This is a genomic window from Halomonas sediminis (genome assembly GCF_044871105.1).
Classification (GTDB): Bacteria; Pseudomonadota; Gammaproteobacteria; order Pseudomonadales; family Halomonadaceae; genus Vreelandella; species Vreelandella zhuhanensis.
Map to the genome: position 1 here is coordinate 1,498,094 of NZ_CP085246.1, position 22,908 is coordinate 1,521,001.

Sequence of the window (22,908 nt, forward strand, 5' to 3'; positions counted from 1 at the left end):
GGATGAGACATGGTCTCATCCCCTTTTTTCTAGATGCCATCTGAAGAACCGCTGATTATTGAGAGAAAACCTCAGGCTGAGAGACGCTGTAACATCACATCCACCATGCGAGAGGAATGATCGGCGGCAACGCTCAGGAACTGCTCGAAAGAAAGGTGGTTATCGCCGTCTCCCGGAATATCGGAAAGCGCTCGAATCACCACGAAAGGGCAGTCGAACATGAAGCAGGTTTGCGCGATGGCAGCAGCTTCCATTTCAACGGCGAGCATGTCGGGAAACTGGGCGCGCGTTGCCTCAACCCGAGCCGGGTCAGCCATGAAAGCATCGCCGGTGGCAATCAAACCTTCGCGCACCTGGACTTCGCCCAGGATATCGATGGCGCTTCTGGCCACGTTGATCAAGTTCGAATCCGCCGGGTAAGCGGCCGGCATGCCGGGTACCTGGCCGATTTCATAGCCGAAGACCACGGCATCCACATCATGGTGGCGCACTTCACTCGAGATGATGATATCGCCAATTTCAAGGTCGGTGGCGAATCCCCCGGCCGAGCCGGTGTTGATGATGGCATCAGGGCTGTGGCGTTCCAGAAGAAGCGCAGTGGCGACCGCGGCGTTAACTTTACCGATACCCGATTGCAGTACTACGATCTCCAGGCCATGGCGTGTGCCGACATGAAAAATCAGGCCGGCATGTTCATAGGTCTGCGAGTTTTCCAGCTGGCGGGCAAGTTGTTCCACTTCCTGCGCCATGGCGCCAATAATGCCAATGCGTTTCACCTTTCTCTCCCTTCCCAGGTAGTTGCCCTCAGGCAAAGACATTTTTCCATTCATTACGCCCGGCGAGAAACTCGCTAGCAATCGCTTTGGCGCCTTCCAGGCTGTGGCTTGCGGCCCAGCCACACTGCATTTCGTTACATGCCGGCACCTCTTCCGCCTCAAGGACATCGTTCAATGTCTTTTCCAGCAGATTGAGAGCGTCGTCATAATCGTCATGGTTGATCAATGAGACGTAGAAGCCGGTCTGACAGCCCATTGGGCTGATATCCACCACTTTATCGGTATGGTTGCGAGACAGCTCCGCAAGCAGATGCTCCAGGGAGTGCAGTGCTGGCATGTCCATGTGGGCCTTGTTGGGCTGACAGATACGCATGTCGTATTTGTAAATTTCGTCACCATGCTGACCGGCCTTGACGCCGGCAAGGCGCACATAGGGCGCCTTGACCTTGGTGTGATCCAGGTTGAAGCTTTCCACATTCATCTGTTTATCGGTCATCAGAATTCTCCGTCAGAGTGAGCGGCCGCCTTTGTGCAGACCACAAAGTCACAGCTTAGCCCTGTTGCATGGCGTCGTGGTCTTCTGCCGCATATAAGGTGTTTTCCAGCAGTGTCGCCACCGTCATGGGACCTACGCCTCCGGGGACCGGGGTAATGAACCCGGCACGCTGAGAGGCCTGCTCGAAATCCAGGTCCCCTTTGAGTGAGCCGTCTGCGCCGCGATTGATGCCCACATCGATGACGATAGCCCCCGGCTTGATCCATTCGCCTTTGACAATTCCGGGTTTGCCTACGGCCACCACGACTAGGTCCGCCCGAGCGACATGGGCTTCGAGGTTGCGCGTGAAACGATGACAGACAGTCGTGGTGCAGCCGGCTAGCATCAGCTCCAGTGCCATGGGGCGGCCGACAATATTTGAGGCACCGACTACCGTGGCATCCAGACCGCGCACAGCAATATCGCTTCTTTCAAGAAGGGTCATGATGCCCTTGGGGGTACAGGGGCGCAAGGCGGGCATCCGTTGAGCCAGGCGGCCCAGATTATACGGATGGAACCCATCGACATCCTTGTGGGGCAATATGCGCTCGAGGATCGAGCTTGCCTCGAGATGCGGCGGCAGAGGTAGTTGTACCAGAATGCCGTCTACGGCGGGGTCGGCATTGAGTTGATCAATCAGCGCTTCAAGCTCATGTTGCGTCGTAGTTTCAGGCAGGGCGTGTTGAAAGGAATGAATGCCGGCTTGTTCGCAGGCGCGATGCTTGGTGTTGACGTATACCTGAGAGGCAGGGTCACCGCCGACAAGTACCACTGCCAAACCAGGAGTTCTGGCACCTGCCATACGGCGCGAGCGTATCTTCTCGGCAACCTGTTGGCGGACTTGGGCGGCAATGGCTTTGCCATCGATAAGCTGGGCGGTCATTAAGTCTTTTCCCCGTGACAGGACATGGTGTCTTGAAGCCGAATGCTACGGGCAATTTTCGCATGCAACGGCCTTAACTCAAAGCATCTAGAAAATAGCCACGCCATTGGCGCTTGACTCTAGAGGAGAAATCCGTAATATATGCCTCGCCTGAGCCAAGCAGCGTAGCCGGCTCAGGCAAGAAGATGTCGGGATGTAGCGCAGCCTGGTAGCGCGCCTGCTTTGGGAGCAGGATGTCGGGGGTTCGAATCCCTCCATCCCGACCACTACTGACAGAAAATCTGATAGATAAATGTTTTCTGGAAGTTTCGGTTGTGGTCAGGTGCTCATCACCATCAAGTGCGCCCATAGCTCAACCGGATAGAGCAACGGCCTTCTAAGCCGTAGGTTGCAGGTTCGATTCCTGCTGGGCGCGCCATCAATGTTTGCTCATTGATAGCTCATCGGTTTCAGACCGCAGCTCAGTAACGGGAATAACCTATAAAGCGCTCTTGTCGCTTGATAGGCGGATTAAAGAAAGATCGCCATAGATGTGAGAATCATTGCAATGGTGGGTGTAGCTCAGTGGTAGAGCCCCGGATTGTGACTCCGGTGGTCGTGGGTTCGAACCCCATCATCCACCCCATGTTGCAACCTTGTTTGCAAGCAATATTTTTTACAGCTACGCGATAAAGCTTCAGGTAATGGTGGGTGTAGCTCAGCGGTAGAGCCCCGGATTGTGACTCCGGTGGTCGTGGGTTCGAACCCCATCATCCACCCCATTTGCCTCGAATGCTGAATATTCATGTCATCTCCCTTCTTGTTCTTCCTCTCCGTTAGTCTATCCCCTGTATAATGCAGCGCTTGCTTGCGGCATTTTTACGCATGGCCTGTGCATTGCCTTTGTGATTTCTATATCCTGATCACACAAAGCAATAGTCTGGGTAATTGATACTGATCTTCCCTTGAAATAACCCATATTGCCCCCATCTTGCGAGCATGGCGCTTGCCAGCATGCGTCAAGATTCTTAAAATTGCTCTCTTGAGCTTATTCAATGCAATCAACATAACGCCAGCCGGTAGAGGACAATTCATGCAAGTTTCCGTCGAGACGACCTCCCAGATTGAACGCCGTATCACTGTCCAGGTTCCGGCAGCAGAAATCGATGAAGCCGTCAACACCCGCTTGAAAGACACTGCGAAAAACGTTCGCTTGAATGGTTTCCGCCAAGGTAGGGTGCCGATGGCAGTGGTGCGTCAGCGCTACGGTCATGACGTGCGCAATGAAGTCGTGGGCGAAGTAATGCGTGAGCGTTATGTGAGTGCCATTACCGACGAAGGGTTGAACCCCGCTGGCTATCCGCAAATCGAAGCAAATGTTAACGAAGCGGGTAAAGATCTTGAGTTCGTGGCGACGATGGAGGTCTACCCCGTCGTGGAACTGGCTTCGATCGAAGGTGTCGAAGTGGAACGCCCGGTAGTAGAAGTCACCGAGGCGGATGTCGATGAAATGATTGAAACGCTGCGCAAGCAGAATGCTTCTTGGGAAGAAGTGGATCAGGCCGCCCAGGAAGGTGATCAAGTCACCATCGATTTCCAGGGTTTCATCGGCGATGAGCCATTCGAGGGTGGTAGCGCCGAAAACCATGATTTGATACTGGGCTCGGGTAATTTCATTCCAGGCTTTGAAGAACAGTTGGTCGGCGCCAAGCCGGGTGATGAAAAAGAGATCACCGTGACGTTCCCTGAGGACTATCAGGCAGAGCAACTGGCAGGCAAAGAAGCCACCTTCAAGGTCAAGGTGCATAAAGTCAGCACCCAAGTCTTGCCGGAAATTGATCAGGAATTCATTCAGCGTTTTGGCGTGGATGACGGTGACAAGGAAAAATTCCGCGCTGAAATCAAGAAGAACATGACCCGTGAGGCCTCTCAAGCGGTGGATAACCGAGTCAAGCAGCAAGTGCTTGATGCATTGAAGAAAGCCAACGAAATCCCGGTCCCCAGTTCGCTGGTACAGCAAGAAGTCGACGGCATGAAGCGCCAAGCTGCCCAGCAGTTTGGTTTAGGCGAAGAATTCGACGTCACTCAGCTACCCAATGAGCTTTTTGAAGAGCAGGCCAAAGGGCGCGTTCAAGTAGGCTTGTTGCTGGCGGAAGTGATCAAGATCAACGAGCTTGATGCTGACGATGAAGCCATCAAGGCCAAGGTGAAAGAGCTTGCCGAGCAGTATCAGGATCCCGAGGAAGTGGTCAACTACTACATGAATAACGACCAGCTAAAAACGCAGGTCAAATCCGCTATTCTTGAAGAAAAGGCCGTGGATAAACTGCTTGAGCAAGCTAGCCTCAAGGATGTTGAAATGTCTTATCAGCAAGCCTTGGCAGCGGCTCAGCAACAAGCTGAGCAGGACGAAGAAGCTGTTGAGGACGACGAGCAAGCCAGCGCCTGATCCAGCTGTAACGAGATGGCGCACCTGGAGGTTAAATAAAGTCTCTGTGGGTGTGCCTTCCCCTTATCGGACGCAAGGAATCACTGAATGAGTGAGTTTGATATTCAAAATGCCGGTGGCCTAGTGCCCATGGTGGTCGAGCAGAGCGCCCGGGGTGAAAGAGCCTACGATATTTATTCACGTCTGCTCAAAGAGCGTGTCATCTTTCTCGTTGGGCCGGTCGAAGACTACATGGCCAACCTGATCGTGGCACAGCTGCTCTTTCTGGAATCGGAAAACCCGGATAAGGATATCCACCTGTATATCAATTCGCCAGGTGGCGGCGTGACCGCAGGTATGGCCATTTACGATACCATGCAGTTCATCAAGCCCGACGTTTCTACGGTATGTATCGGCCAGGCGGCCAGCATGGGTGCATTGTTGCTGGCAGGGGGTGCCCCCGAGAAGCGCTTCTGCCTGACGAATTCACGCATGATGATTCATCAGCCTTTGGGCGGTTACCAAGGTCAGGCATCCGATATCGAAATTCATACCCGCGAAATTCTGGGTATTCGTGATCGCCTGAACCAGATCCTGGCTCACCATACCGGCCAGGACATCGAGACTGTGTCACGTGACACGGATCGCGACAATTTCATGAGCGCGGAACAAGCCAGAGAATATGGCTTGATAGATGCGGTACTGGATAAGCGACCCACATCCTGATAGCGTGAGGAAACTCCGCTTTTCCAACCAGCTTTTTCGGTGGCGCAAGCCACCGCAGTGACAGAGGTACGCGAATGGCCGACGGCAAAGGCAAGGACGAAGGCGGCAAGCTGCTTTACTGCTCGTTCTGTGGCAAGAACCAGAACGAAGTGCGCAAGCTGATTGCAGGCCCGTCCGTGTATATCTGCGATGAGTGTGTCGACTTGTGTAATGACATCATTCGCGAGGAAGTTCTCGAAGCCGATGCCGAGAGCGACGAAGAGCGTCTGCCTACACCTCGCGAGATACGCCATACACTGGACGACTACGTGATCGGTCAGGATCGCGCCAAGATGGTGCTGTCCGTGGCGGTCTACAATCACTACAAACGGCTACGCAGTGGTGTCAAGGAAACTGATGTCGAGCTGGGTAAATCCAATATTCTCTTGATCGGCCCCACGGGCAGCGGCAAGACGTTATTGGCGGAAACAATGGCGCGTCTATTGAATGTGCCGTTTACCATTGCCGATGCCACTACCCTGACGGAAGCTGGGTATGTCGGCGAAGACGTCGAAAATATCATTCAGAAGCTGTTGCAGAAGTGTGACTACGACGTCGAAAAAGCCGAGCGCGGTATCGTCTATATCGACGAAATCGACAAGATTTCACGCAAGTCGGACAACCCCTCCATTACGCGTGACGTATCCGGGGAAGGGGTGCAGCAAGCGCTTCTCAAGCTTATCGAAGGCACGACCGCCTCCGTTCCGCCGCAAGGCGGCCGCAAGCACCCGCAGCAGGAGTTTGTCCAGGTCCATACGGGTAAAATCCTGTTTATTGTCGGCGGTGCCTTTGCCGGACTGGAAAAAGTCATCCGTGACCGCGCTGAGAAAGGTGGAATCGGTTTCAATGCCAGTGTTAAGAGCAAGGAATCTTCGCGGGGCGTGGGAGAGCTGTTGGCCGATGTCGAGCCGGATGATTTGGTCAAGTTTGGCCTGATTCCCGAGTTTGTCGGACGTCTACCGGTGATTGCGACCTTGACGGAGTTGACCGAAGACGCCCTGGTGCAAATTCTGACGGAGCCCAAGAACTCCCTGATCAAGCAGTATGCCAAGTTGTTTGAGATGGAAGATGTGACGCTTGAGTTTCGTGAAGATGCCTTGCGTGCCGTAGCCATCAAGGCCATGGAGCGCAAGACGGGAGCTCGTGGATTGCGCTCGATCCTCGAATCGGTATTGCTGGACACCATGTATGAAATTCCTTCACTGGAAGGTGTCAGCAAGGTAGTTATCGATGCCTCGGTCATTGCAGGGGAAAGTGAGCCGCTGTTGATGTATGCGCAGCAGGAAGAAGAGCGGGTTGACGGCACTGATGGCTGAAGCTGGTGTACTCAGTTCGGCCTAGCTTTAACCGCTTGTGCCATATCAAGGGGTCGCCTAGGCGACCCCTTGCTGTTAGCTAGCATTTTCAAGTACCCATCCGATTTGTTGAGGAACGTCTGCGATGCAGCAGAACGCCGAACAGACACAATGTCTGCCCCTTTTGCCGTTGCGGGATGTGGTTGTATACCCGCAAATGGTCATGCCGCTTTTTGTCGGTCGTGAAAAATCGATCCAGGCGCTGGAAGCTGCCATGGCAGCCGACAAGCGTGTCCTGCTCGTCGCTCAGCGCGAAGCAGCGCAAGATGAACCGGATAATGCGGACCTGTACGCCATGGGAACCGTTGCCGACATCATGCAGCTGCTGAAACTACCCGATGGCACTGTCAAGGTGTTGATTGAAGGTAGCTTCCGTGCCGATGTGCTGGATATCGAAGAAAATGCCGAGGGATATACCCAGGCTCACCTGATGGCACGCGACAGTCATCCGCTGACCAGCCGTGAGCAGGAAGCCCTGGTGCGCGTATTGCTCAACCAATTCGAGCAATACGTCAAATTATCCAAGAAAGTGCCCAATGAAGTGTTGAATTCATTGGCTGGCATCGAAGATCCAAGCCGCCTGGTGGATACCATCTGTGCCCACCTGTCGCTCAAGATCGGCGATAAGCAGGAACTGCTCGAGATGGATCGGGTGCGTGATCGTATCGAGCACTTGATGGCGCTTATCGAGTCGGAAATCGACCTGCTTCAAGTCGAAAAGCGCATCCGCTCGCGCGTGAAAGAGCAGATGGAAAAGACCCAGCGTGAGTACTATCTCAATGAGCAGATGAAGGCCATCCAGAAAGAAATGGGTGAGCTGGACAATGTGCCCAATGAGACTGAGAAGTACGAACAGGCTATCCAGGAAGCGGGGATGCCCAAGGACGCCGAGGAAAAGGCCACCCAGGAGCTCAACAAGCTCAAGATGATGGCGGCTAACTCTGCCGAGGCGACAGTGGTGCGTACCTATCTGGATTGGCTGGTAGCCGTGCCTTGGAAAAAACGCACGCGCGTCAAGCATGATCTGGTCAAGGCGCAAAAGATACTCGATGAAGACCACTATGGTCTGGATGAGGTCAAGGCCCGCATTCTTGAGTACCTGGCGGTACAAAAGCGTGTGCGTAAGCTCAAGGGGCCTGTGTTGTGTCTGGTGGGTCCGCCTGGGGTAGGCAAGACCTCCCTGGGGCAGTCCATCGCTCGCGCGACCAATCGCAAGTATGTCCGCCTGGCGTTGGGCGGCGTTCGCGATGAATCGGAAATCCGCGGGCATCGCCGCACTTACATCGGCTCGCTTCCGGGTAAACTGATGCAGCGCATGACCCGTGCCAGCGTGAAAAATCCGCTCTTCCTGTTGGATGAAGTGGATAAGCTGGGCATGGATCACCGTGGCGATCCCGCTTCGGCGCTGCTGGAAGTGCTCGATCCGGAGCAGAACGATAAATTTAGTGATCATTATCTCGAGCTTGATTACGACCTCTCGGAAACCTTGTTCATCTGTACCGCCAACTCGATGAATATACCGGGTCCGCTGCTGGATCGTATGGAGATCATTCGGCTGCCGGGCTATACCGAGGATGAAAAACTGGCGATTGCCAGGCGCTATCTGCTGCCCAAGCAGCTTGAAGCCAATGGCCTGAAAAAAGACGAATTAAGCCTGGAAGACAGCGCTCTGCTCGAGCTGATTCGATATTATTCGCGTGAAGCCGGGGTGCGCGAGCTGGAGCGCCAGATTGCCAAGGTTTGCCGTAAGGTGCTGCGTGAACGTCTCGAACGTGAGCGTGACAAGGGTGACCTGTCCCCTCAAGTGCTGGGCGCAGAGCAGATAGAAGCGTATGCCGGTGTGCGCCGCTACAGCTACGGCTTGGCGGATCAGGAGGATCAGGTAGGCCGCGTGACGGGGCTCGCCTGGACTTCTGTGGGGGGCGAACTCCTGTATATCGAGTCGGTGGTGACGCCTGGCAAGGGGCGCCTCAACAAGACCGGTTCCTTGGGCGATGTGATGAAGGAGTCGGTCAGTGCTGCCCAGACAGTGATGCGTGCCAGAGCCTTGAGCTACGGGATTGATCCGGAGCGCTTCGAGCATGAAGACCTGCATATCCACGTGCCGGAAGGCGCGACACCCAAGGATGGACCGAGTGCCGGTGTGGCCATGGTGACGGCCATGGTGTCAGCCTACACCAACCGTCCGGTGCGCTGTGACGTGGCCATGACCGGTGAAGTCAATCTGAGAGGGGAAGTGTTACCGATCGGTGGACTCAAGGAGAAATTGCTGGCGGCGCGTCGCGGTGGTATAAAGACGGTCTTGATTCCAGAGGAAAACCGTCGCGATCTCAAGGAAATACCCGAGAATATCAAGGAAGCATTGGATATTCGTCCGGTACGCTGGGTCGACGATGTTCTGGCGGTTGCGTTAGTTGAAAAAAACATGGACAACCATGCAGCTTCCAGTACTGAGGAAGTGTTTTCTTCTAAAGCAGTTGCGAGCACTCATTAGCGCTTTTTTCAAGAGCTCTTTAGTGCTTTTTTCAAGAGTTCTTTAGTTAAAGTTCTTCGTGTGAATGATCGAGATATAAGTGCCCAAAGCCTTGTGTGGCGGGCATTCCACGGCATGTTTTCTTGACAGAGGTTTCACCGCATTGCTATAAAATGCAGCTATGCTGTGATCGCCAAGTCGTCCGATTGTCATGCCGTTCAGAGCCATTTTTTGAAACAGTCAAGGGGTGAAGTGTGAACAAGTCCGAGCTGATTGAAGCCATTGCTGCATCTGCCGATATACCCAAAGCAGCAGCAACCCGCGCATTGGATGCCATGGTGGAGTCCGTCACCGATAGCCTCAAGAAAGGCGATAGTGTTTCCCTGGTAGGCTTTGGTACTTTCACCATCAAGGAGCGGGCAGCACGTACCGGCCGCAATCCGCAAACCGGACAGCCGATTGAAATCAGCGCGGCCAAGGTGCCAAGCTTCAAGGCCGGCAAGGCGTTGAAAGACGCCGTCAACTAATTGCGTACCTGTCGTCATGACTTTCATGGGCGCATCGCTTTTTAGCGATGCGCCCATGTCATTTATTGGCCTGAGGTTATCAGGTTTGTCACGTTTGGCTGTGTTTGCCCGAGGCTAGTATGCTGCAAAGTATTCGAGACCGCTCCAGAAGCTGGGGCGCCAAGATCATTATCGGTGTCGTGGTGGCTGCCATGGCACTTTTCGGCGTTGAATCCCTGTTTGGCTTGTTTGGCAGTGACCCTGAAGAGGTTGCCAGTGTGAACGGCCAGCCGATCATGCGTCAGCAGGTGGAACTGGAGGTGCAGCGAGCCCTGCGTTCGGGGCAGGTACCGCCGGAGCAGGAACGCGAACTGCGCAATCAGGTGTTGAATCAGCTGATTACCGAACGTTTGCTCAGGCAATATGCTGAAGAAGGCGGCTTATACGTATCAGACGAGCAGCTGGATCAGCTGATCGTCAGCCTGCCCGAATTTCAGGATCAAAGCGGTCGCTTTTCCGAGGAGCTGTTTCGTAATCGACTGTCGAGCGCTGGCTATACACCGCTATCGTTTCGCGATGAATTACGGGTCGACATCAAGCGTCAGCAACTCCAGCAAGGGTTGGCATTCAGTGAGTTCAGCTTGCCCAGCGAGCAGGAGCGGCTTGCTGAATTGCAACGTCAGCAGCGTAGTTTCCGCTATGTGACGCTGACCCCCGAGCAGCTCGAAGAAACGCCCTCTGTCAGTCAAGCGGAGCTTCAGGCGTATTATCAGGAGCATGCGCAACGCTTTCAGCGCCCGGAACAAGTCCGCCTGGAATATGTGCTGATTGATCGCGAAGCGATGGCAGAGGATGTCGAGATCAGCGAGGAACAGTTGCGTCAAGCCTGGCGTGAACAGACGGCTGACGCCGACCGTCGCGTCTCGCACGTCATGGTCACGTTCAATGGTGAGCGCAACCGTGAACAAGCGCGTGAAAAGATTGAAACAGCGCTTGAGGAGCTGGAAGAAGGCGAGTCGTTCAGCGATGTGGTGGCCAGGTATTCAGACGATACGGCCACTGTCGAAAGGGGCGGTGACCTCGGGGTTATCAGTCGCGGCTTCTTCGGCGATGCCTTCGATGAAGCTGCGTTTGACCTGGAGGTGGGAGAAGTCTCCGATGTGGTGGAGATGGATGGCGCCTTTCACTTGCTCAAGGTGACTGAGCTTGAGCGGCCAGCGTTTGAGGATATGCGTGAGACGTTGCATCGTGAGCTTGCCTTGCGCCAGGTGCGCGATGAGTTCAACCAGAAAGTTCAGCGGCTTATCGATGAAAGCTTTGCCGCCGATGATCTGGCAAGCGTTGCCGATGACCTTGGACTGACCTTGCACGAAAGCGACTGGTTGGCGCGCAATGAAGGGCAGGGCGTGCTGTCTGAACCCGGCGTCATGGAAGAAGCGTTCAGTAAAGACGTGCTGGAAGAGGGCTATAACAGTGAAGTCATCGAATTAGATGAAGATCGGCGCCTGGTGTTACGTGTGGCCGAACACCGTGATGCCACCCAGTTGCCCTTGGAAGAGGTTCGCTCGGAGGTGCAAGAGGCTGTCAGCGCTGAAAAACAGCAGCAGGCCCTGCATGAACAAGCTGAAGAGTACATCGAGGCGTTGCGTCAGGGGGAATCCTTGTCGCTGGATTGGCAGCAAGCTGAAAATGTCGGTCGCCAGACCGATAGCCAAGTGCCTCAGGCGGTGATTCAGGCGGCATTTCGTATGGCGCGTCCTGAGCAGGGCGAGTCTCGCTATGCACAGGTCGAGACACCTGACGGCGTCGCCGTGATTGCCCTGGAAAGCGTAAGCAGCGGTGACGTGGACCAGCAGATGGAAGCCTTTGTCGCGCGAATGGCCGAGCAGCTGCGCGCCCAGGGGGTGATTCAGGGCTTGCTCGAGGAGTTGCGTCAGGAAGCCGACATCGAACGGCGCTGAGCGGAAAAGAGCCCCGGAAAAGAGCACCGGAAAAAAGCAACGGCGTTGGGGATGAATTCCTCAACGCCGTTGCTTGTAGTGCGTTCTTCTTATCGAGGGGGTTCCTGCAACGGGAACTGCCTCAATTGCGGTTCGGGATGCGTGTCTTCAGAACCCTCGATCACAATATCCCAGCCGTATTCACGGCTCCAATCCCCCAGCACATAGCGTTTTGCCGGCATGCCCTCCACATGCAATGCATGCACTTGAGGGCGGTGAGTATGGCCATGGATCATGCAGGCCACGCCGTAATGCGCCATGCTATCCACCACTTCTTGATGGGTGACATCCATGATGGCCTCGCTCTTGTCGGCGTTGGCTTCACCCGATTGCAAGCGCAGGCTCTTGGCAAGCGCCAGACGCTGGTCAAGCGGCAAGGCCAGTATCTGAGCCTGCCAGGCGGGATTGCGCGCCTGCTCACGAAATGCCATATAGGCTTCATCCCGGGTACATAAGCTGTCCCCGTGACGCAGCAGCAGGGGGATGCCCTGTAGCTCCATATAGGCCGGATCCTGAAGCAAGGTAGCGCCACAGGCCTGGATGAAACGATCGCCCAGCAAGAAATCACGGTTCCCGTGCATCAGGAAAACCCGAGTGCCGTTATCGGTAAGCTCACGCAACCCCTGGATCACTTCATGAGCGATGTCGGCCAATGGCATGCCGGCCTGGTCAAGAAGGTCATCGCCGATCCAGGCGTCGAATAGATCTCCCAGGATGAACAGGGATTTTGCACCGCAGGCGGTCTGTTGCAAGTAACGCAGCAACCCCCGAGTGACCTCGGGAGCATCGGTGTTAAGGTGCAGGTCGGAGATGAACAGGGTGCGCATAAACTCTCCGGTGTTATTCGGCTTTTCCGGCACCGTTGTCATCATCTTCCTTCACATAAGCGCGCTCGATAACGACATCCTCGGCGGGAACGTCCGCATGCATGCCGCGCCGGGTCGTCTTGACCGAGCGAATCTTGTCAACCACATCCATGCCGTCGACAACTTCGCCGAACACCGTGTAGCCCCAGCCCTGTAGACTCTTGCCACTGTGATCCAGGAAGCTGTTATCGTTGATGTTGATAAAGAACTGGGCGGTGGCGGAGTGAGGATCCTGAGTGCGTGCCATGGCAACCGTTCCCAAGGTATTCTTGAGGCCACTGTCGGCTTCGTTTTCGATAGGGTCGCGTGTCGGCTTCTGGTTGAAGTCCTTGTCGAACCCGCCGCCCTGAATCATGAAGCCGTCGATGACACGATGAAACAGCGTATTGTCGTAGAAGCCATCGCGCACATATTGCTCAAAGTTGGCGGCCGTCACGGGGGCTTTTTCATGATTGAGGGCGATGGTGATATCACCATAATTAGTCTGTAGTACGATCATCGATAAATTCCTGTTCAATAAAGGCATTCGCCTTGGCGCTGTGTAGGGGCGTCACGTTATAATAGCGGTTTTGCCTTGAACCGCGAAGTCCGCCATTGTCGAACACTCCTGACATATCGTCCAGCCGGACAACTGGCACGCCATTCACTACGAGCCATGAGGTTTTTGACATAACCATGACCACCGAAACCACCGCTGCGCCGAATTTCATTCGCAACCAGATACGTGAAGAGATCGAGGCCGGTAAGCTCACCAAGATCGTCACGCGTTTTCCGCCGGAGCCCAACGGCTTCTTGCATATCGGCCATGCCAAGTCGATTTGCCTGAATTTCGGCCTGGCCGAGCAGTTTGGTGGTGACTGTCATTTGCGTTTTGATGATACCAACCCGGCCAAGGAAGAACAGGCCTACATCGATGCGATCAAGGAAGACGTAAGATGGCTAGGCTTTCAATGGGCCGGCGACGTGCGCTTTGCCTCCGATTATTTCGATCAGTTATACGCCTGGGCGCAACACCTGATCCGTGAAGGCAAGGCCTATGTGGACGATCTTTCCCCCGATGAAATTCGTGAATATCGCGGCACCCTGACCGAACCGGGCAAGCCGAGCCCTTATCGTGAGCGCAGTGCCGAGGAAAACCTCGATTTGCTCGAGCGTATGCGCGTGGGAGAATTTGCCGAAGGTGGGAAAGTGTTGCGCGCCAAGATCGATATGGCCGCGCCCAACATCAATTTGCGCGACCCCATCCTTTATCGCGTGCGTCATGCGCACCACCACCAGACCGGTGATGCCTGGAAAATTTATCCCTCCTATGATTTCACGCATGGTCAATCCGATGCGCTGGAGGGCGTCACGCATTCGGTATGTACGCTGGAATTTGAAGACCATCGCCCATTGTACGAATGGTTTCTGGATAACCTGCCGGTACCGGCCCGGCCACGCCAGATCGAATTTGCCAGGCTCAACCTGAATTACACCCTGACCTCCAAGCGCAAGCTCAAGCTGCTGGTGGATGAAGACATCGTGGATGGCTGGGATGACCCGCGCCTGCCGACGATCTCGGGCATGCGTCGCCGAGGCTACACCCCCGCCTCGATTCGCAAGTTCTGCGACATGATCGGCGTGACCCGTGCCGATGGCGGCCTGGTGGATATCGCCATGCTGACTCATGCGATTCGCTCGGACCTTGAAGATAACGCCCAGCGCGCCATGTGCGTGCTCAAGCCCTTGAAGGTGGTCTTGACCAACGTCGCGGAAGACCACGAAGACGTCTATGAAGTGCCGGGGCATCCCGCTCGCGAAGACATGGCGGTACGCCAGGTGCCGTTCAATCGGGAACTCTGGATCGACGCTGATGATTTCATGGAAGAGCCGCCCAAGAAATTCTTCCGCCTGGCGCCTGGCAAGGAAGTCCGTCTGCGTAACAGCTATGTGATTCGCTGCGATGAGGTAATCAAGGACGACGCCGGCGAGATCCAGGAACTGCATTGCTCGGTGGATTTCGACACCCTGGGCAAGAACCCGGAAGGGCGCAAGGTCAAAGGGGTGATTCATTGGGTCAGCGCCAAGCATGGTGTGCCCCTGGAAGTGCGCCTGTACGACAACCTGTTCATGGTGGAACAGCCCGATCGTGACAAGGACGCGGATTTTCTGGAGCACCTCAACCCGGACTCCCTGAGGGTCTGTCAGGCCATCGGTGAGCCGAGCTTGGCCGAGGCGTTGCCCGAAGCGCGTTTCCAGTTCGAGCGGGTAGGCTACTTTTGCGCCGATCGCCACGACTGCGTCAATGGCAAGTTAGTGTTCAACCGGACGGTGGGTCTCAAGGATAGCTGGGCCAAGATCAAGAAGAAGGGCTGAGAGGGGTAACGCAGTATGCAGATTTACAATACGTTGACGCGCCGCAAGGAACCCTTCACGCCCATCGAACCGGGTAAGGTGCGCATGTATGTGTGCGGCATGACCGTTTACGACTACTGTCACCTGGGCCATGCCCGGGTCATGGTGGCGTTCGATGTCATCTCGCGTTACTTGCGTGAACGTGGCTTTGAAGTGACCTATGTGCGCAATATCACCGATATCGACGACAAGATTCTCAAGCGGGCAAGCGATAACCAGGAAAGTATCACGGCGCTGACCGAGCGCATGATCGAGGCGATGCATGAAGATGAAGCCCGCCTGAAGGTGCTGCCCCCGGACATAGAACCACGCGCCACCGGCTATATCGATGACATCATCGCCATGATTGAAACCTTGATCGCCAAGGGTTTTGCCTATGCGGCGGATAACGGTGATGTCTATTATCGGGTTCGCAAGTTCGAAGGTTACGGCAAGCTCAATAACCGCGATCTGGATGCCATGCGTTCGGGGGCCCGTGTCGACGTGGACGTCCACAAGGAAGATCCCCTGGATTTTGTGTTGTGGAAAGCGGCCAAGCCGGGTGAAGCCAGCTGGTCCTCGCCCTGGGGAGACGGGCGTCCCGGCTGGCATATTGAATGCTCGGCGATGTCCACCTGCTGCCTGGGCGATACCTTCGATATTCACGGAGGCGGGCCGGACCTGACATTTCCGCATCATGAAAACGAGATAGCGCAGAGCGAAGCCGCCACCGGTAAGCCCTACGTGCACACCTGGATGCACGCCGGCGCGGTGCGGATCAATCACGAGAAAATGTCTAAATCGCTGGGTAATTTTTTTACCATCCGCGAGGTGCTGGCGCATCACGACCCGGAAGTGGTGCGCTACCTGCTGGTGGCCAGCCACTACCGCAGCCCGATCAACTACACCCCGGAATCGCTGTCGGACGCGCGCAAGTCCCTGGAACGTTTCTACAACGCCCTTGAAGGCGTGGTCCTGGAAGATACCCAGGTCGAAGAGCAAGACTTGCCGTCGCGCTTTTTCGAGCGCTTCGTTGCCTCCATGGACGACGACTTCAATACGCCGGAAGCGCTTTCCGTGATGTTCGATCTGGCCCGCGAACTGAACCGTGCCAAAAAGGAAGACCCGCAAAACGTCCCAGTGCTAGCGTTCGAGCTCAAGCGCTTGGGAGGAATACTGGGATTGCTGCAACAGGTGCCGGAAGACTTTCTCAAAGGCCAATCGGCAGCACTTTCTCTGCCCGAGAAAGAAATCGAAGCCAGGATCGTCGCACGTGCCGAGGCCAAGAAAGCCAAGGATTTTGCCAAGGCAGATGCAATCCGCGATGAGCTCGCAGCCCTGGGCATCGTGCTCAAGGATTCTCGCGAAGGCACCACCTGGGTGGTGGAAGCACCTGATACAGAAGCACCTGATACAAGCGCCTGATACAAGCAACCACAACTACTTGACGGAATTGCTTGCTACAGGAAGTCTGACATCAACGCATTCGGCTCTTATACTCGAATGACATCTCACAGCCTAAGGTGGTACTTGCCATGTTGTTTTTCGCCAAGCCATTGACCTCACTCCTTGCCATCACGGCGTTGAGTGTGGGATCCGCCCATGCCGAGGAACCCGTCTCGGTATCTTCCAAGATCGATACCGAAGGCGCCGTCCTGGGACAATTGGTTCTGCAGACCCTGGAGCGAGGCGGTATACCCACGCAAAATCGGCTGCAGCTGGGGAGCACCAGCGTGGTAAGGGGAGCGCTGATGGCGGGAGAAATAGATATCTATCCGGAGTACACCGGCAACGGGGCTTTTTTCTTCGACATGACCGGCAGCGATATCTGGCACGATGCCGACCAAGCCTATGAAACCGTGCGTGAGAAAGACGCGGAAAATGACCTGGTCTGGTTGACACCCGCCGACGCCAATAACACCTGGGCGATAAGCGTACGTGGCGAGCTGGCGCGGGAACATGACTTGCAAACGCTTGAGGATCTGGCGACCTATCTGGAAGAGGACGGTGACTTCAAGCTGGCCGCCAGTGCCGAATTCGTCGAGTCGGAGCAGGCGCTGCCGGCATTCCAGCAGGCCTATGGGTTTGAATTGGGACCGGATCAGCTCCTGGTGCTTTCCGGAGGCAATACGGCAGCCACCATGCGTGCGGCGGCCCAACAGACCAGTGGGGTCAATGCTGCGATGACCTATGGCACCGACGGGGGCCTCAAGGCGCTGGATCTGGTGGTGCTGGAAGACTCGCTTGGCGTCCAGCCGGTTTACCAGCCGGCACCGGTGGTCCGCGAAAGCACCCTGGAGCGTTATCCTGAGATCGAAACCCTCCTGGAAGAAGTGTTTGTAACGCTCGACCTTGAAACCTTGCAGTCATTGAATGCCGACGTGGCAGTCAATGGCCTGCCTCCCGCCCAGGTAGCAACCGAGTATCTCGATACCCTGAGTCGCTAATGTCGTTGAAAGACCCCCTGCCGGTCGCTAAGGGCCGGCTTTGCTGGTTTTCGCCTAACTGGGTGCTCCTGCTATTGAGCACGCTCGCCCTGGGGGCCTTTCTGGGCCTGGAAATCGTCAGTGTGGCGCCCAACCGAATCGTTTCCGGTACAGGATACCCTGTGTTTAGCGCCCTGGGTTGGCCGGGCACCTTGCTCGGGGCGGGGCTGATCCTGGCGCTGATTGGCCTGAGTTGCATGGCTGATCAACGCCATTACCGGGGCGCCTACAGGGCGATGCTGGCAATTGTCATGGCGCTGCTCGGCTTGATGCCCTTCGCCTTGATAATCGCCATTCACCGCCTGGTGGATAGCGACTTGCCCCAGGCGCGCCTGGGGATTGGCGCGGGTTTCTGGGTGACGCTTTTCGTCCTGCTGCTGGCATTGGTCGAGCTACGCACACGCTTGGCATTGGCGCGCATCTGGAGCTGGAGCCTGCTGATACCCATCGGCCTGTTATGGTGGCTATGCCTGGCTCTGTGGCTTGAACCCCTGGCATTGATGCGCGAATACCACAGCCGCAGCGAGCAGTTTTTCACGGCCTTTCGTCAACACCTTGAACTGGTAGGCACGGCGGTAGGCATCAGCCTGATGCTAGGCATGGGGCTGGCCCTGCTCATGCGCCGCTACCCCGGGGGCCAAAAAGCGGCCTTCGCTGTGCTCAATTTCCTGCAGACCATTCCCAGCCTGGCGCTGTTCGGGCTGCTGCTTGCCCCTCTCGCCTGGCTTGCTGCCAATGTGCCGCTAGCCGCCTCCCTGGGCATCAGTGGGATTGGCTGGGCCCCCGCCCTGGTGGCCCTGGTGGCTTATAGCCTGTTGCCCATGGTGCGCAATACCTTTATTGCCCTTGAGGAGGTCAGCCCGGCGGTGATCGATGCCGCTCACGGTATGGGCATGAGCACGCGGCAGGTATTTTTGCAGGTGCGCTTGCCGCTGGCGTTGCCGGTCATGCTTGAAGGGGTACGTATCACCACCGTCCAGGCTATCGGGCTGACCACGGTGGCGGCGCTGATCGGTGCCGGTGGCTTTGGCACCTTCGTATTTCAAGGGCTGGGACAGGCAGCCATGGACATGGTTCTGCTAGGTGCGTTACCCATCTTGTTGATGGCTTCTGTGGCAGATGCCTTGCTGGGCGCTGTCAGTGATTTCCTGCGCCCGGGAGGGGCGAAATGATTGAACTTTTCCATGTCACCAAGCGCTTTGGCGATGAGCTGGCCGTGGATGATGTTTCGCTGAAAATCGCCAAAGGCGATTTCTGTGCCTTGGTCGGTACCTCGGGCTGTGGCAAGTCCACCACCTTGCGCATGATCAACCGGTTGCTTGAACACACTGAAGGCAGAATTTCGCTGGACGGACAGGCAATCCGCGACTTCGATGCCGTCCAGCTGCGCAGGCGTATCGGCTACGTCATTCAAAGTACCGGCTTGTTCCCGCACTGGACGGTAGCCCGCAACATTGGACTGGTACCCCGATTATTGAAATGGCCGAGTGCAAAGGTGCATGCCCGTGTCGAGGAGCTCATGGACCTGCTGGGGTTGCCGGTGGAAGAGTTTGCGCATAAATTCCCGCATCAACTCTCGGGAGGGCAAGCGCAGCGTGTCGGGGTGGCCCGCGCCCTGGCAGCGGACCCCGATATTCTGCTGATGGATGAGCCGTTCGGGGCGCTTGACCCCATTACCCGGGAAAAACTCCAGGAAGAGCTGCGCGCCCTGCAAGCGCGCCTGCATAAAACCATCGTGTTCGTCACCCATGACATCGATGAAGCCCTGCAGCTGGCCAATCATCTGGTGGTCATGCGTGCCGGACGGGTGGTGCAACAAGGAACGCCGCTGGAGTTATTGCACAAGCCGGCGGACAAGTTCGTCGAATCCATGCTGGGAGGGGTCGAGCGAGGCTTGAAGCAGGCAGGGCTGGCCCGGGTGGCGGATCATATGCTGCCGCTCGGTTCGACCTTGCCCGCCGAGTCCCGCGTTCCCGGCAGCATGACATTGCGCCAGGCGTTATCCGTCATGTTGCGGGATCATACCGAACGCCTGACGGTGGTCGACCCTCATGAGAGGCCGGTGGGAGAGCTTTCGATGCGCAAGCTGATCCGTGAGTCCAAGGCGGATCAAGGGCATCAACGTGAGCACTAAGTCCGCCACCCACAACGCCCGCTCGCCGTGGCAACTGGGCATCCCTCTGGTATGGCTGTCGCTGCTAGGGCTTGCGGTGACGGGCATGGCTCAGCTGGAAGGCGTTTTCCGCTTGTTCGAGCCGGATGTTCGCAGTGTGATTTATAGCCGCGTCGATTTCAGCCTGCTGCTGGGGCGTCATCTGTTCGTGGTGGCCATTGCCGCCCTGGTGACCATTACGGTCGGCTTGGCCGCAGGCATTGCCGTGACCCGCAACAAGGGCCGGGATTTTCTGCCGTTGGTGTCCCAGTTAGCCTCGATAGGCCAGACGTTTCCGCCGGTTGCCGTGCTGGCGCTGGCGGTGCCGGTGCTGGGCTTTGGCACCTTGCCGATTATTGTCGCCTTGATGCTGTATGGGTTATTGCCGATCGTGCGCAATACGCTGACCGGCCTGCAGGAAGTGGATGCCGGGATCAAGGAAGCCGCCCAGGCGATGGGAATGACCAGCGGGCAGATCTTGCGCCAGGTAGAGTTGCCCATGGCAGCCCCGGTGATACTGGCGGGTATTCGTACCTCCGTGACCATCAATATCGCAACGGCGGCGCTGGGGGCAACGGTGGGGGCGAGTAACCTGGGTGACCCCATTATTGCCGGTATCGTCAATGGCAATACCGCCTATGTGGTGCAGGGCGCGCTCTTGATCGGCTTGTTGGCCCTGAGTGTGGACAGTACCTTCGAGCAGGTGCAACGCCGCTTGAAGGCTTATTGAATATAATGCTTATTACAGGGGCCGGTGACGTTTCACATCTAGCCCTTTTTCGCGCATGTGCGTAAAAGGACGATGGCGACTAAGCTAAAAAACCAATCACTACTGAAAGGAAGAGAAAATGCCTTCTACTACCACTATCGTCGTTATCGTTGTGGTGCTCGTTGTTGTACTGGGTATCGGCTTCAGCGACGTGCTGCCTTTTTAGAAAGCGTTTATATCCTATTTCAGTGCGCTGAAAGCTTTAAGGATATTCATGTTCACCAGGACATATATATGACCTAAGTCGAATGACAAAAATAATGTTGCTGCGTTAGTGTTTAGTCTGTTGCGTTGACCTATGTTGGGGTAATCCTCTGGCATAATAGTAAATGACAGTCAACAATGCCCTCAAAAGGGGCAAAAGGATAACAACCATGACAACTCAGTATACCCATGAACCGGCATTCTTGACCGGTGACGAGTATTCCATTCCCACGTTCAGCCTGCTGGGGCCCGATGGGCAGCTTTATCCCGGCGCCCAGGCACCCGAGCTTGAGCGTGACCAGGCGCGGCGTATTTACCGTTCCATGTTGGCCACTCGCATCCTTGACGAGCGCATGCTTGCCGCTCAGCGCCAAGGGCGGCTGAGTTTCTACATGCAATGTACCGGCGAGGAAGCCGCGGTGATCGGGGCGGCCGCGGCCCTGGATGATGCCGACATGATCATGGCGCAATACCGTGAACAAGGTGCCCTGGTATATCGCGGTTTCAGCTTCGATGAATTCATGAACCAGCTGTTCGGTAATGAACTCGACTATGGCAAGGGTCGCCAGATGCCGGTGCATTACGGCTCTCGCAAACTGCATTACATGACCATCTCCTCACCGCTTGCCACCCAGATCCCCCAGGCCACCGGTTATGCCTATGGACAGAAGCTGGCAGGTGACGGTCAATGCACCTTGACCTTCTTTGGCGAAGGCGCCGCCTCGGAAGGCGATTTTCATGCCGCGCTCAACATGGCCGCCGTGCATGAAGTGCCGGTCATCTTCTTCTGTCGCAATAATGGCTATGCCATTTCCACGCCGGCGGTCGAGCAGTTTGCCGCCGACGGTATCGCGCCGCGTGCCTTCGGTTATCGCATGCACGTGATTCGTGTCGACGGCAACGATATCCTGGCGGTGTACCAGGCCACCCAGAAAGCCCGCCGCATTGCCGTGGAAAACAACAAGCCGGTGCTGATCGAAGCCATGACCTACCGCTCGGCAGCGCATTCGTCTTCCGATGACCCCTCCGGCTATCGCCTGAAGAAAGAAGAAGAGGAGTGGCGTGAAAAAGACCCGGTGCTGCGCATGAAGAACTGGATGCTGAATCAAGCGTGGTGGAGCGAAGAAGAAGAGAAACAACTCCAGGAAAGCCTGCGCCAGGAAGTGCTTGAAACCATGAAGCGTGCCCAGAAACGTCCGGCGCCCGCCCTGGATACCCTGGTGAGTGATGTGTATGCCGAAATCACCCCGGCCTTGCAGCGCCAGTTCGACCAGCTAAAGACGCACATTCGCAAGTATCCCGATGCTTATCCCCGCGGGGCGCAGTCCCTGGACCCGGATGTCAGTGTCTCCACCATCGACCAGGGAGAATCATGACATGCCGACGATGAACCTCTTGCAAGCGATCAACAATGCCCTGGATATTGCCATGGCCGAAGACGAGAAAGTCATCTGCTTCGGTGAAGATGTCGGCATATTCGGTGGCGTTTTCCGGGCCACCAGCAACCTTCAGGGCAAGTACGGCAGAGCGCGCTGCTTCAATACGCCACTGGTGGAGCAGGGCATCATCGGCTTTGCCAACGGCCTCGCCGCCCAGGGCTCGGTGCCCGTGGCGGAAATTCAGTTTGCCGATTACATCTTTCCGGCGTTCGACCAGATCGTCAACGAAGCCGCCAAGTTCCGCTACCGTTCGGGCGATCTGTTCAACGTCGGTGGCCTGACAATTCGTACCCCCTACGGCGGTGGTATCCATGGGGGGCTTTACCACTCCCAGTCACCCGAGGCCTATTTTGCGCATACCCCCGGGGTAAAGATTGTCGTTCCGCGCAACCCTTACCAGGCCAAGGGGCTGCTGCTCGCGGCGATTCGCGATGCCGACCCGGTGATCTTCTTCGAGCCCAAGCGACTCTATCGCGCCTCGGTGGGCGAGGTGCCCGAAGAGGATTACCAGCTGCCTATCGGTGAAGCCGAGGTCCTCAAGGAAGGCACGGATATCACGCTGGTGGGTTGGGGTGCGCAGATGGAAGTGATCGACAAGGCGGTCGCTTTGGCTGAAGAGGCGGGTTTTTCCTGTGAAGTGATCGATTTGCGCAGCATCTCGCCTTGGGATACGGAAACTGTCGTGGAGTCCGTGCTCAAGACCGGTCGTTTGCTGATTACCCATGAAGCACCGCTTACCGGTGGCTTTGCCGGTGAAATTGCGGCGACGATACAAGAACGTTGTTTCCTGTACCTGGAATCGCCCATTGCTCGTGTGACAGGGCTGGATACGCCTTTTCCATTGTCGTTGGAAAAAGAGTACATGCCCGACCACTTGAAAATTTTTGAAGCGATTCGCCAAAGCGTTGAATTTTGACGC

Annotated in this window: 19 protein-coding genes and 4 tRNA genes; 18 read left to right on the top strand and 5 right to left on the bottom strand. The window is 56.1% G+C overall.

Annotation, left to right across the window (positions count from 1 at the left end; translation table 11 throughout):
- Positions 1–71: 71 nt before the first annotated feature.
- Genes mtnN through folD form a run of 3 tightly spaced genes read right to left on the bottom strand, consistent with a single transcriptional unit; the run spans position 72 to position 2,194 of the window.
- Complete coding sequence (gene mtnN, locus LG290_RS07175) at positions 72–776, bottom strand: 5'-methylthioadenosine/S-adenosylhomocysteine nucleosidase (protein WP_160418806.1); 705 nt, start codon at positions 774–776, stop codon at positions 72–74.
- 28 nt (positions 777–804) lie between these two features.
- Positions 805–1,272 (bottom strand): S-ribosylhomocysteine lyase, encoded by a 468-nt coding sequence (locus tag LG290_RS07180; protein ID WP_499836816.1) that lies wholly within the window; start codon positions 1,270–1,272, stop codon positions 805–807.
- 55 nt (positions 1,273–1,327) lie between these two features.
- Entirely contained in the window at positions 1,328–2,194 is an 867-nt protein-coding gene (folD, locus tag LG290_RS07185) for a bifunctional methylenetetrahydrofolate dehydrogenase/methenyltetrahydrofolate cyclohydrolase FolD (RefSeq protein ID WP_160418808.1), read from the bottom strand.
- 189 nt (positions 2,195–2,383) lie between these two features.
- Here folD and LG290_RS07190 point away from each other — a divergent pair.
- The 10 genes from LG290_RS07190 (at position 2,384) to LG290_RS07235 (ending at position 11,661) form a co-directional block, all read left to right on the top strand.
- Positions 2,384–2,460 (top strand) — tRNA-Pro (locus LG290_RS07190).
- Positions 2,461–2,535: 75 nt separating this feature from the next.
- A tRNA-Arg gene (locus tag LG290_RS07195) sits at positions 2,536–2,612 on the top strand.
- 132 nt (positions 2,613–2,744) lie between these two features.
- Positions 2,745–2,819 (top strand) — tRNA-His (locus tag LG290_RS07200).
- 61 nt (positions 2,820–2,880) lie between these two features.
- Positions 2,881–2,955: transfer RNA gene (locus LG290_RS07205), tRNA-His, on the top strand.
- Between the two features lie 311 nt (positions 2,956–3,266).
- Positions 3,267–4,622 carry a trigger factor gene (gene tig, locus LG290_RS07210; protein WP_499836817.1) on the top strand — a complete coding sequence of 452 codons (1,356 nt, stop codon included), beginning with the start codon at positions 3,267–3,269 and terminating at the stop codon, positions 4,620–4,622.
- 87 nt (positions 4,623–4,709) lie between these two features.
- Positions 4,710–5,327, top strand: a complete 618-nt coding sequence (clpP, locus tag LG290_RS07215) for an ATP-dependent Clp endopeptidase proteolytic subunit ClpP (RefSeq protein WP_160418810.1) — start codon at positions 4,710–4,712, stop codon at positions 5,325–5,327.
- Between the two features lie 74 nt (positions 5,328–5,401).
- Positions 5,402–6,682 carry an ATP-dependent Clp protease ATP-binding subunit ClpX gene (gene clpX, locus LG290_RS07220; protein ID WP_160418811.1) on the top strand — a complete coding sequence of 427 codons (1,281 nt, stop codon included), beginning with the start codon at positions 5,402–5,404 and terminating at the stop codon, positions 6,680–6,682.
- A 124-nt stretch (positions 6,683–6,806) separates the two neighbouring features.
- On the top strand, positions 6,807–9,215 hold the full coding sequence (gene lon / locus LG290_RS07225; protein WP_499836818.1) for an endopeptidase La: 2,409 nt from the start codon (positions 6,807–6,809) through the stop codon (positions 9,213–9,215).
- Between the two features lie 233 nt (positions 9,216–9,448).
- The gene (hbs, locus tag LG290_RS07230) at positions 9,449–9,721 is read left to right on the top strand and encodes a non-specific DNA-binding protein Hbs (RefSeq protein ID WP_114485522.1); all 273 of its coding nucleotides are present in this window, start codon (positions 9,449–9,451) and stop codon (positions 9,719–9,721) included.
- A gap of 119 nt (positions 9,722–9,840) precedes the next feature.
- On the top strand, positions 9,841–11,661 hold the full coding sequence (locus LG290_RS07235; RefSeq protein ID WP_499836819.1) for a SurA N-terminal domain-containing protein: 1,821 nt from the start codon (positions 9,841–9,843) through the stop codon (positions 11,659–11,661).
- An 89-nt stretch (positions 11,662–11,750) separates the two neighbouring features.
- Here LG290_RS07235 and LG290_RS07240 read toward each other — a convergent pair whose 3' ends face one another.
- Together LG290_RS07240 and LG290_RS07245 are read right to left on the bottom strand one after the other, a co-directional pair.
- Positions 11,751–12,527 (bottom strand): UDP-2,3-diacylglucosamine diphosphatase, encoded by a 777-nt coding sequence (locus LG290_RS07240; protein ID WP_499836820.1) that lies wholly within the window; start codon positions 12,525–12,527, stop codon positions 11,751–11,753.
- Between the two features lie 13 nt (positions 12,528–12,540).
- On the bottom strand, positions 12,541–13,065 hold the full coding sequence (locus LG290_RS07245) for a peptidylprolyl isomerase (RefSeq protein ID WP_160418815.1): 525 nt from the start codon (positions 13,063–13,065) through the stop codon (positions 12,541–12,543).
- A gap of 176 nt (positions 13,066–13,241) precedes the next feature.
- Here LG290_RS07245 and LG290_RS07250 point away from each other — a divergent pair, with 176 nt between their 5' ends.
- The 8 genes from LG290_RS07250 to LG290_RS07285 all read left to right on the top strand — a co-directional run bounded on the left by LG290_RS07250 (position 13,242) and on the right by LG290_RS07285 (position 22,905).
- Entirely contained in the window at positions 13,242–14,921 is a 1,680-nt protein-coding gene (locus LG290_RS07250; RefSeq protein ID WP_499836821.1) for a glutamine--tRNA ligase/YqeY domain fusion protein, read from the top strand.
- Between the two features lie 15 nt (positions 14,922–14,936).
- Entirely contained in the window at positions 14,937–16,364 is a 1,428-nt protein-coding gene (cysS, locus tag LG290_RS07255) for a cysteine--tRNA ligase (RefSeq protein WP_499836822.1), read from the top strand.
- 110 nt (positions 16,365–16,474) lie between these two features.
- A complete protein-coding gene (osmF, locus tag LG290_RS07260) occupies positions 16,475–17,386 on the top strand; it encodes a glycine betaine ABC transporter substrate-binding protein OsmF (RefSeq protein ID WP_160418818.1) in 912 nt (303 codons plus the stop codon).
- Positions 17,386–18,597: an ABC transporter permease gene (locus LG290_RS07265; protein ID WP_499836823.1), complete on the top strand. Its 1,212-nt coding sequence runs from the start codon at positions 17,386–17,388 to the stop codon at positions 18,595–18,597. The genes osmF and LG290_RS07265 overlap by 1 nt, the downstream gene beginning before the upstream one ends.
- Complete coding sequence (locus LG290_RS07270; protein ID WP_499836824.1) at positions 18,594–19,559, top strand: ABC transporter ATP-binding protein; 966 nt, start codon at positions 18,594–18,596, stop codon at positions 19,557–19,559. The genes LG290_RS07265 and LG290_RS07270 overlap by 4 nt, the downstream gene beginning before the upstream one ends.
- Complete coding sequence (locus LG290_RS07275) at positions 19,549–20,307, top strand: ABC transporter permease (RefSeq protein WP_319928112.1); 759 nt, start codon at positions 19,549–19,551, stop codon at positions 20,305–20,307. The genes LG290_RS07270 and LG290_RS07275 overlap by 11 nt, the downstream gene beginning before the upstream one ends.
- Positions 20,308–20,720: 413 nt before the next feature.
- Positions 20,721–21,926 carry a thiamine pyrophosphate-dependent dehydrogenase E1 component subunit alpha gene (locus LG290_RS07280; RefSeq protein WP_499836825.1) on the top strand — a complete coding sequence of 402 codons (1,206 nt, stop codon included), beginning with the start codon at positions 20,721–20,723 and terminating at the stop codon, positions 21,924–21,926.
- A gap of 1 nt (position 21,927) precedes the next feature.
- Positions 21,928–22,905 carry an alpha-ketoacid dehydrogenase subunit beta gene (locus tag LG290_RS07285; RefSeq protein WP_160418821.1) on the top strand — a complete coding sequence of 326 codons (978 nt, stop codon included), beginning with the start codon at positions 21,928–21,930 and terminating at the stop codon, positions 22,903–22,905.
- Positions 22,906–22,908 lie beyond the last annotated feature (3 nt).

Bases quoted from the DNA above. Each gene is read 5' to 3' on its own strand.
- lon (WP_499836818.1), top strand. From the start codon at position 6,807: ATGCAGCAGAACGCCGAACAGACACAATGTCTGCCCCTTTTGCCGTTG.
- cysS (WP_499836822.1), top strand. From the start codon at position 14,937: ATGCAGATTTACAATACGTTGACGCGCCGCAAGGAACCCTTCACGCCC.
- LG290_RS07245 (WP_160418815.1), bottom strand. From the start codon at position 13,065: ATGATCGTACTACAGACTAATTATGGTGATATCACCATCGCCCTCAAT.
- osmF (WP_160418818.1), top strand. From the start codon at position 16,475: ATGTTGTTTTTCGCCAAGCCATTGACCTCACTCCTTGCCATCACGGCG.
- LG290_RS07280 (WP_499836825.1), top strand. From the start codon at position 20,721: ATGACAACTCAGTATACCCATGAACCGGCATTCTTGACCGGTGACGAG.
- LG290_RS07270 (WP_499836824.1), top strand. From the start codon at position 18,594: ATGATTGAACTTTTCCATGTCACCAAGCGCTTTGGCGATGAGCTGGCC.
- LG290_RS07265 (WP_499836823.1), top strand. From the start codon at position 17,386: ATGTCGTTGAAAGACCCCCTGCCGGTCGCTAAGGGCCGGCTTTGCTGG.
- LG290_RS07235 (WP_499836819.1), top strand. From the start codon at position 9,841: ATGCTGCAAAGTATTCGAGACCGCTCCAGAAGCTGGGGCGCCAAGATC.
- clpP (WP_160418810.1), top strand. From the start codon at position 4,710: ATGAGTGAGTTTGATATTCAAAATGCCGGTGGCCTAGTGCCCATGGTG.
- LG290_RS07180 (WP_499836816.1), bottom strand. From the start codon at position 1,272: ATGACCGATAAACAGATGAATGTGGAAAGCTTCAACCTGGATCACACC.
- clpX (WP_160418811.1), top strand. From the start codon at position 5,402: ATGGCCGACGGCAAAGGCAAGGACGAAGGCGGCAAGCTGCTTTACTGC.
- folD (WP_160418808.1), bottom strand. From the start codon at position 2,194: ATGACCGCCCAGCTTATCGATGGCAAAGCCATTGCCGCCCAAGTCCGC.
- tig (WP_499836817.1), top strand. From the start codon at position 3,267: ATGCAAGTTTCCGTCGAGACGACCTCCCAGATTGAACGCCGTATCACT.
- LG290_RS07240 (WP_499836820.1), bottom strand. From the start codon at position 12,527: ATGCGCACCCTGTTCATCTCCGACCTGCACCTTAACACCGATGCTCCC.
- LG290_RS07250 (WP_499836821.1), top strand. From the start codon at position 13,242: ATGACCACCGAAACCACCGCTGCGCCGAATTTCATTCGCAACCAGATA.
- LG290_RS07285 (WP_160418821.1), top strand. From the start codon at position 21,928: ATGCCGACGATGAACCTCTTGCAAGCGATCAACAATGCCCTGGATATT.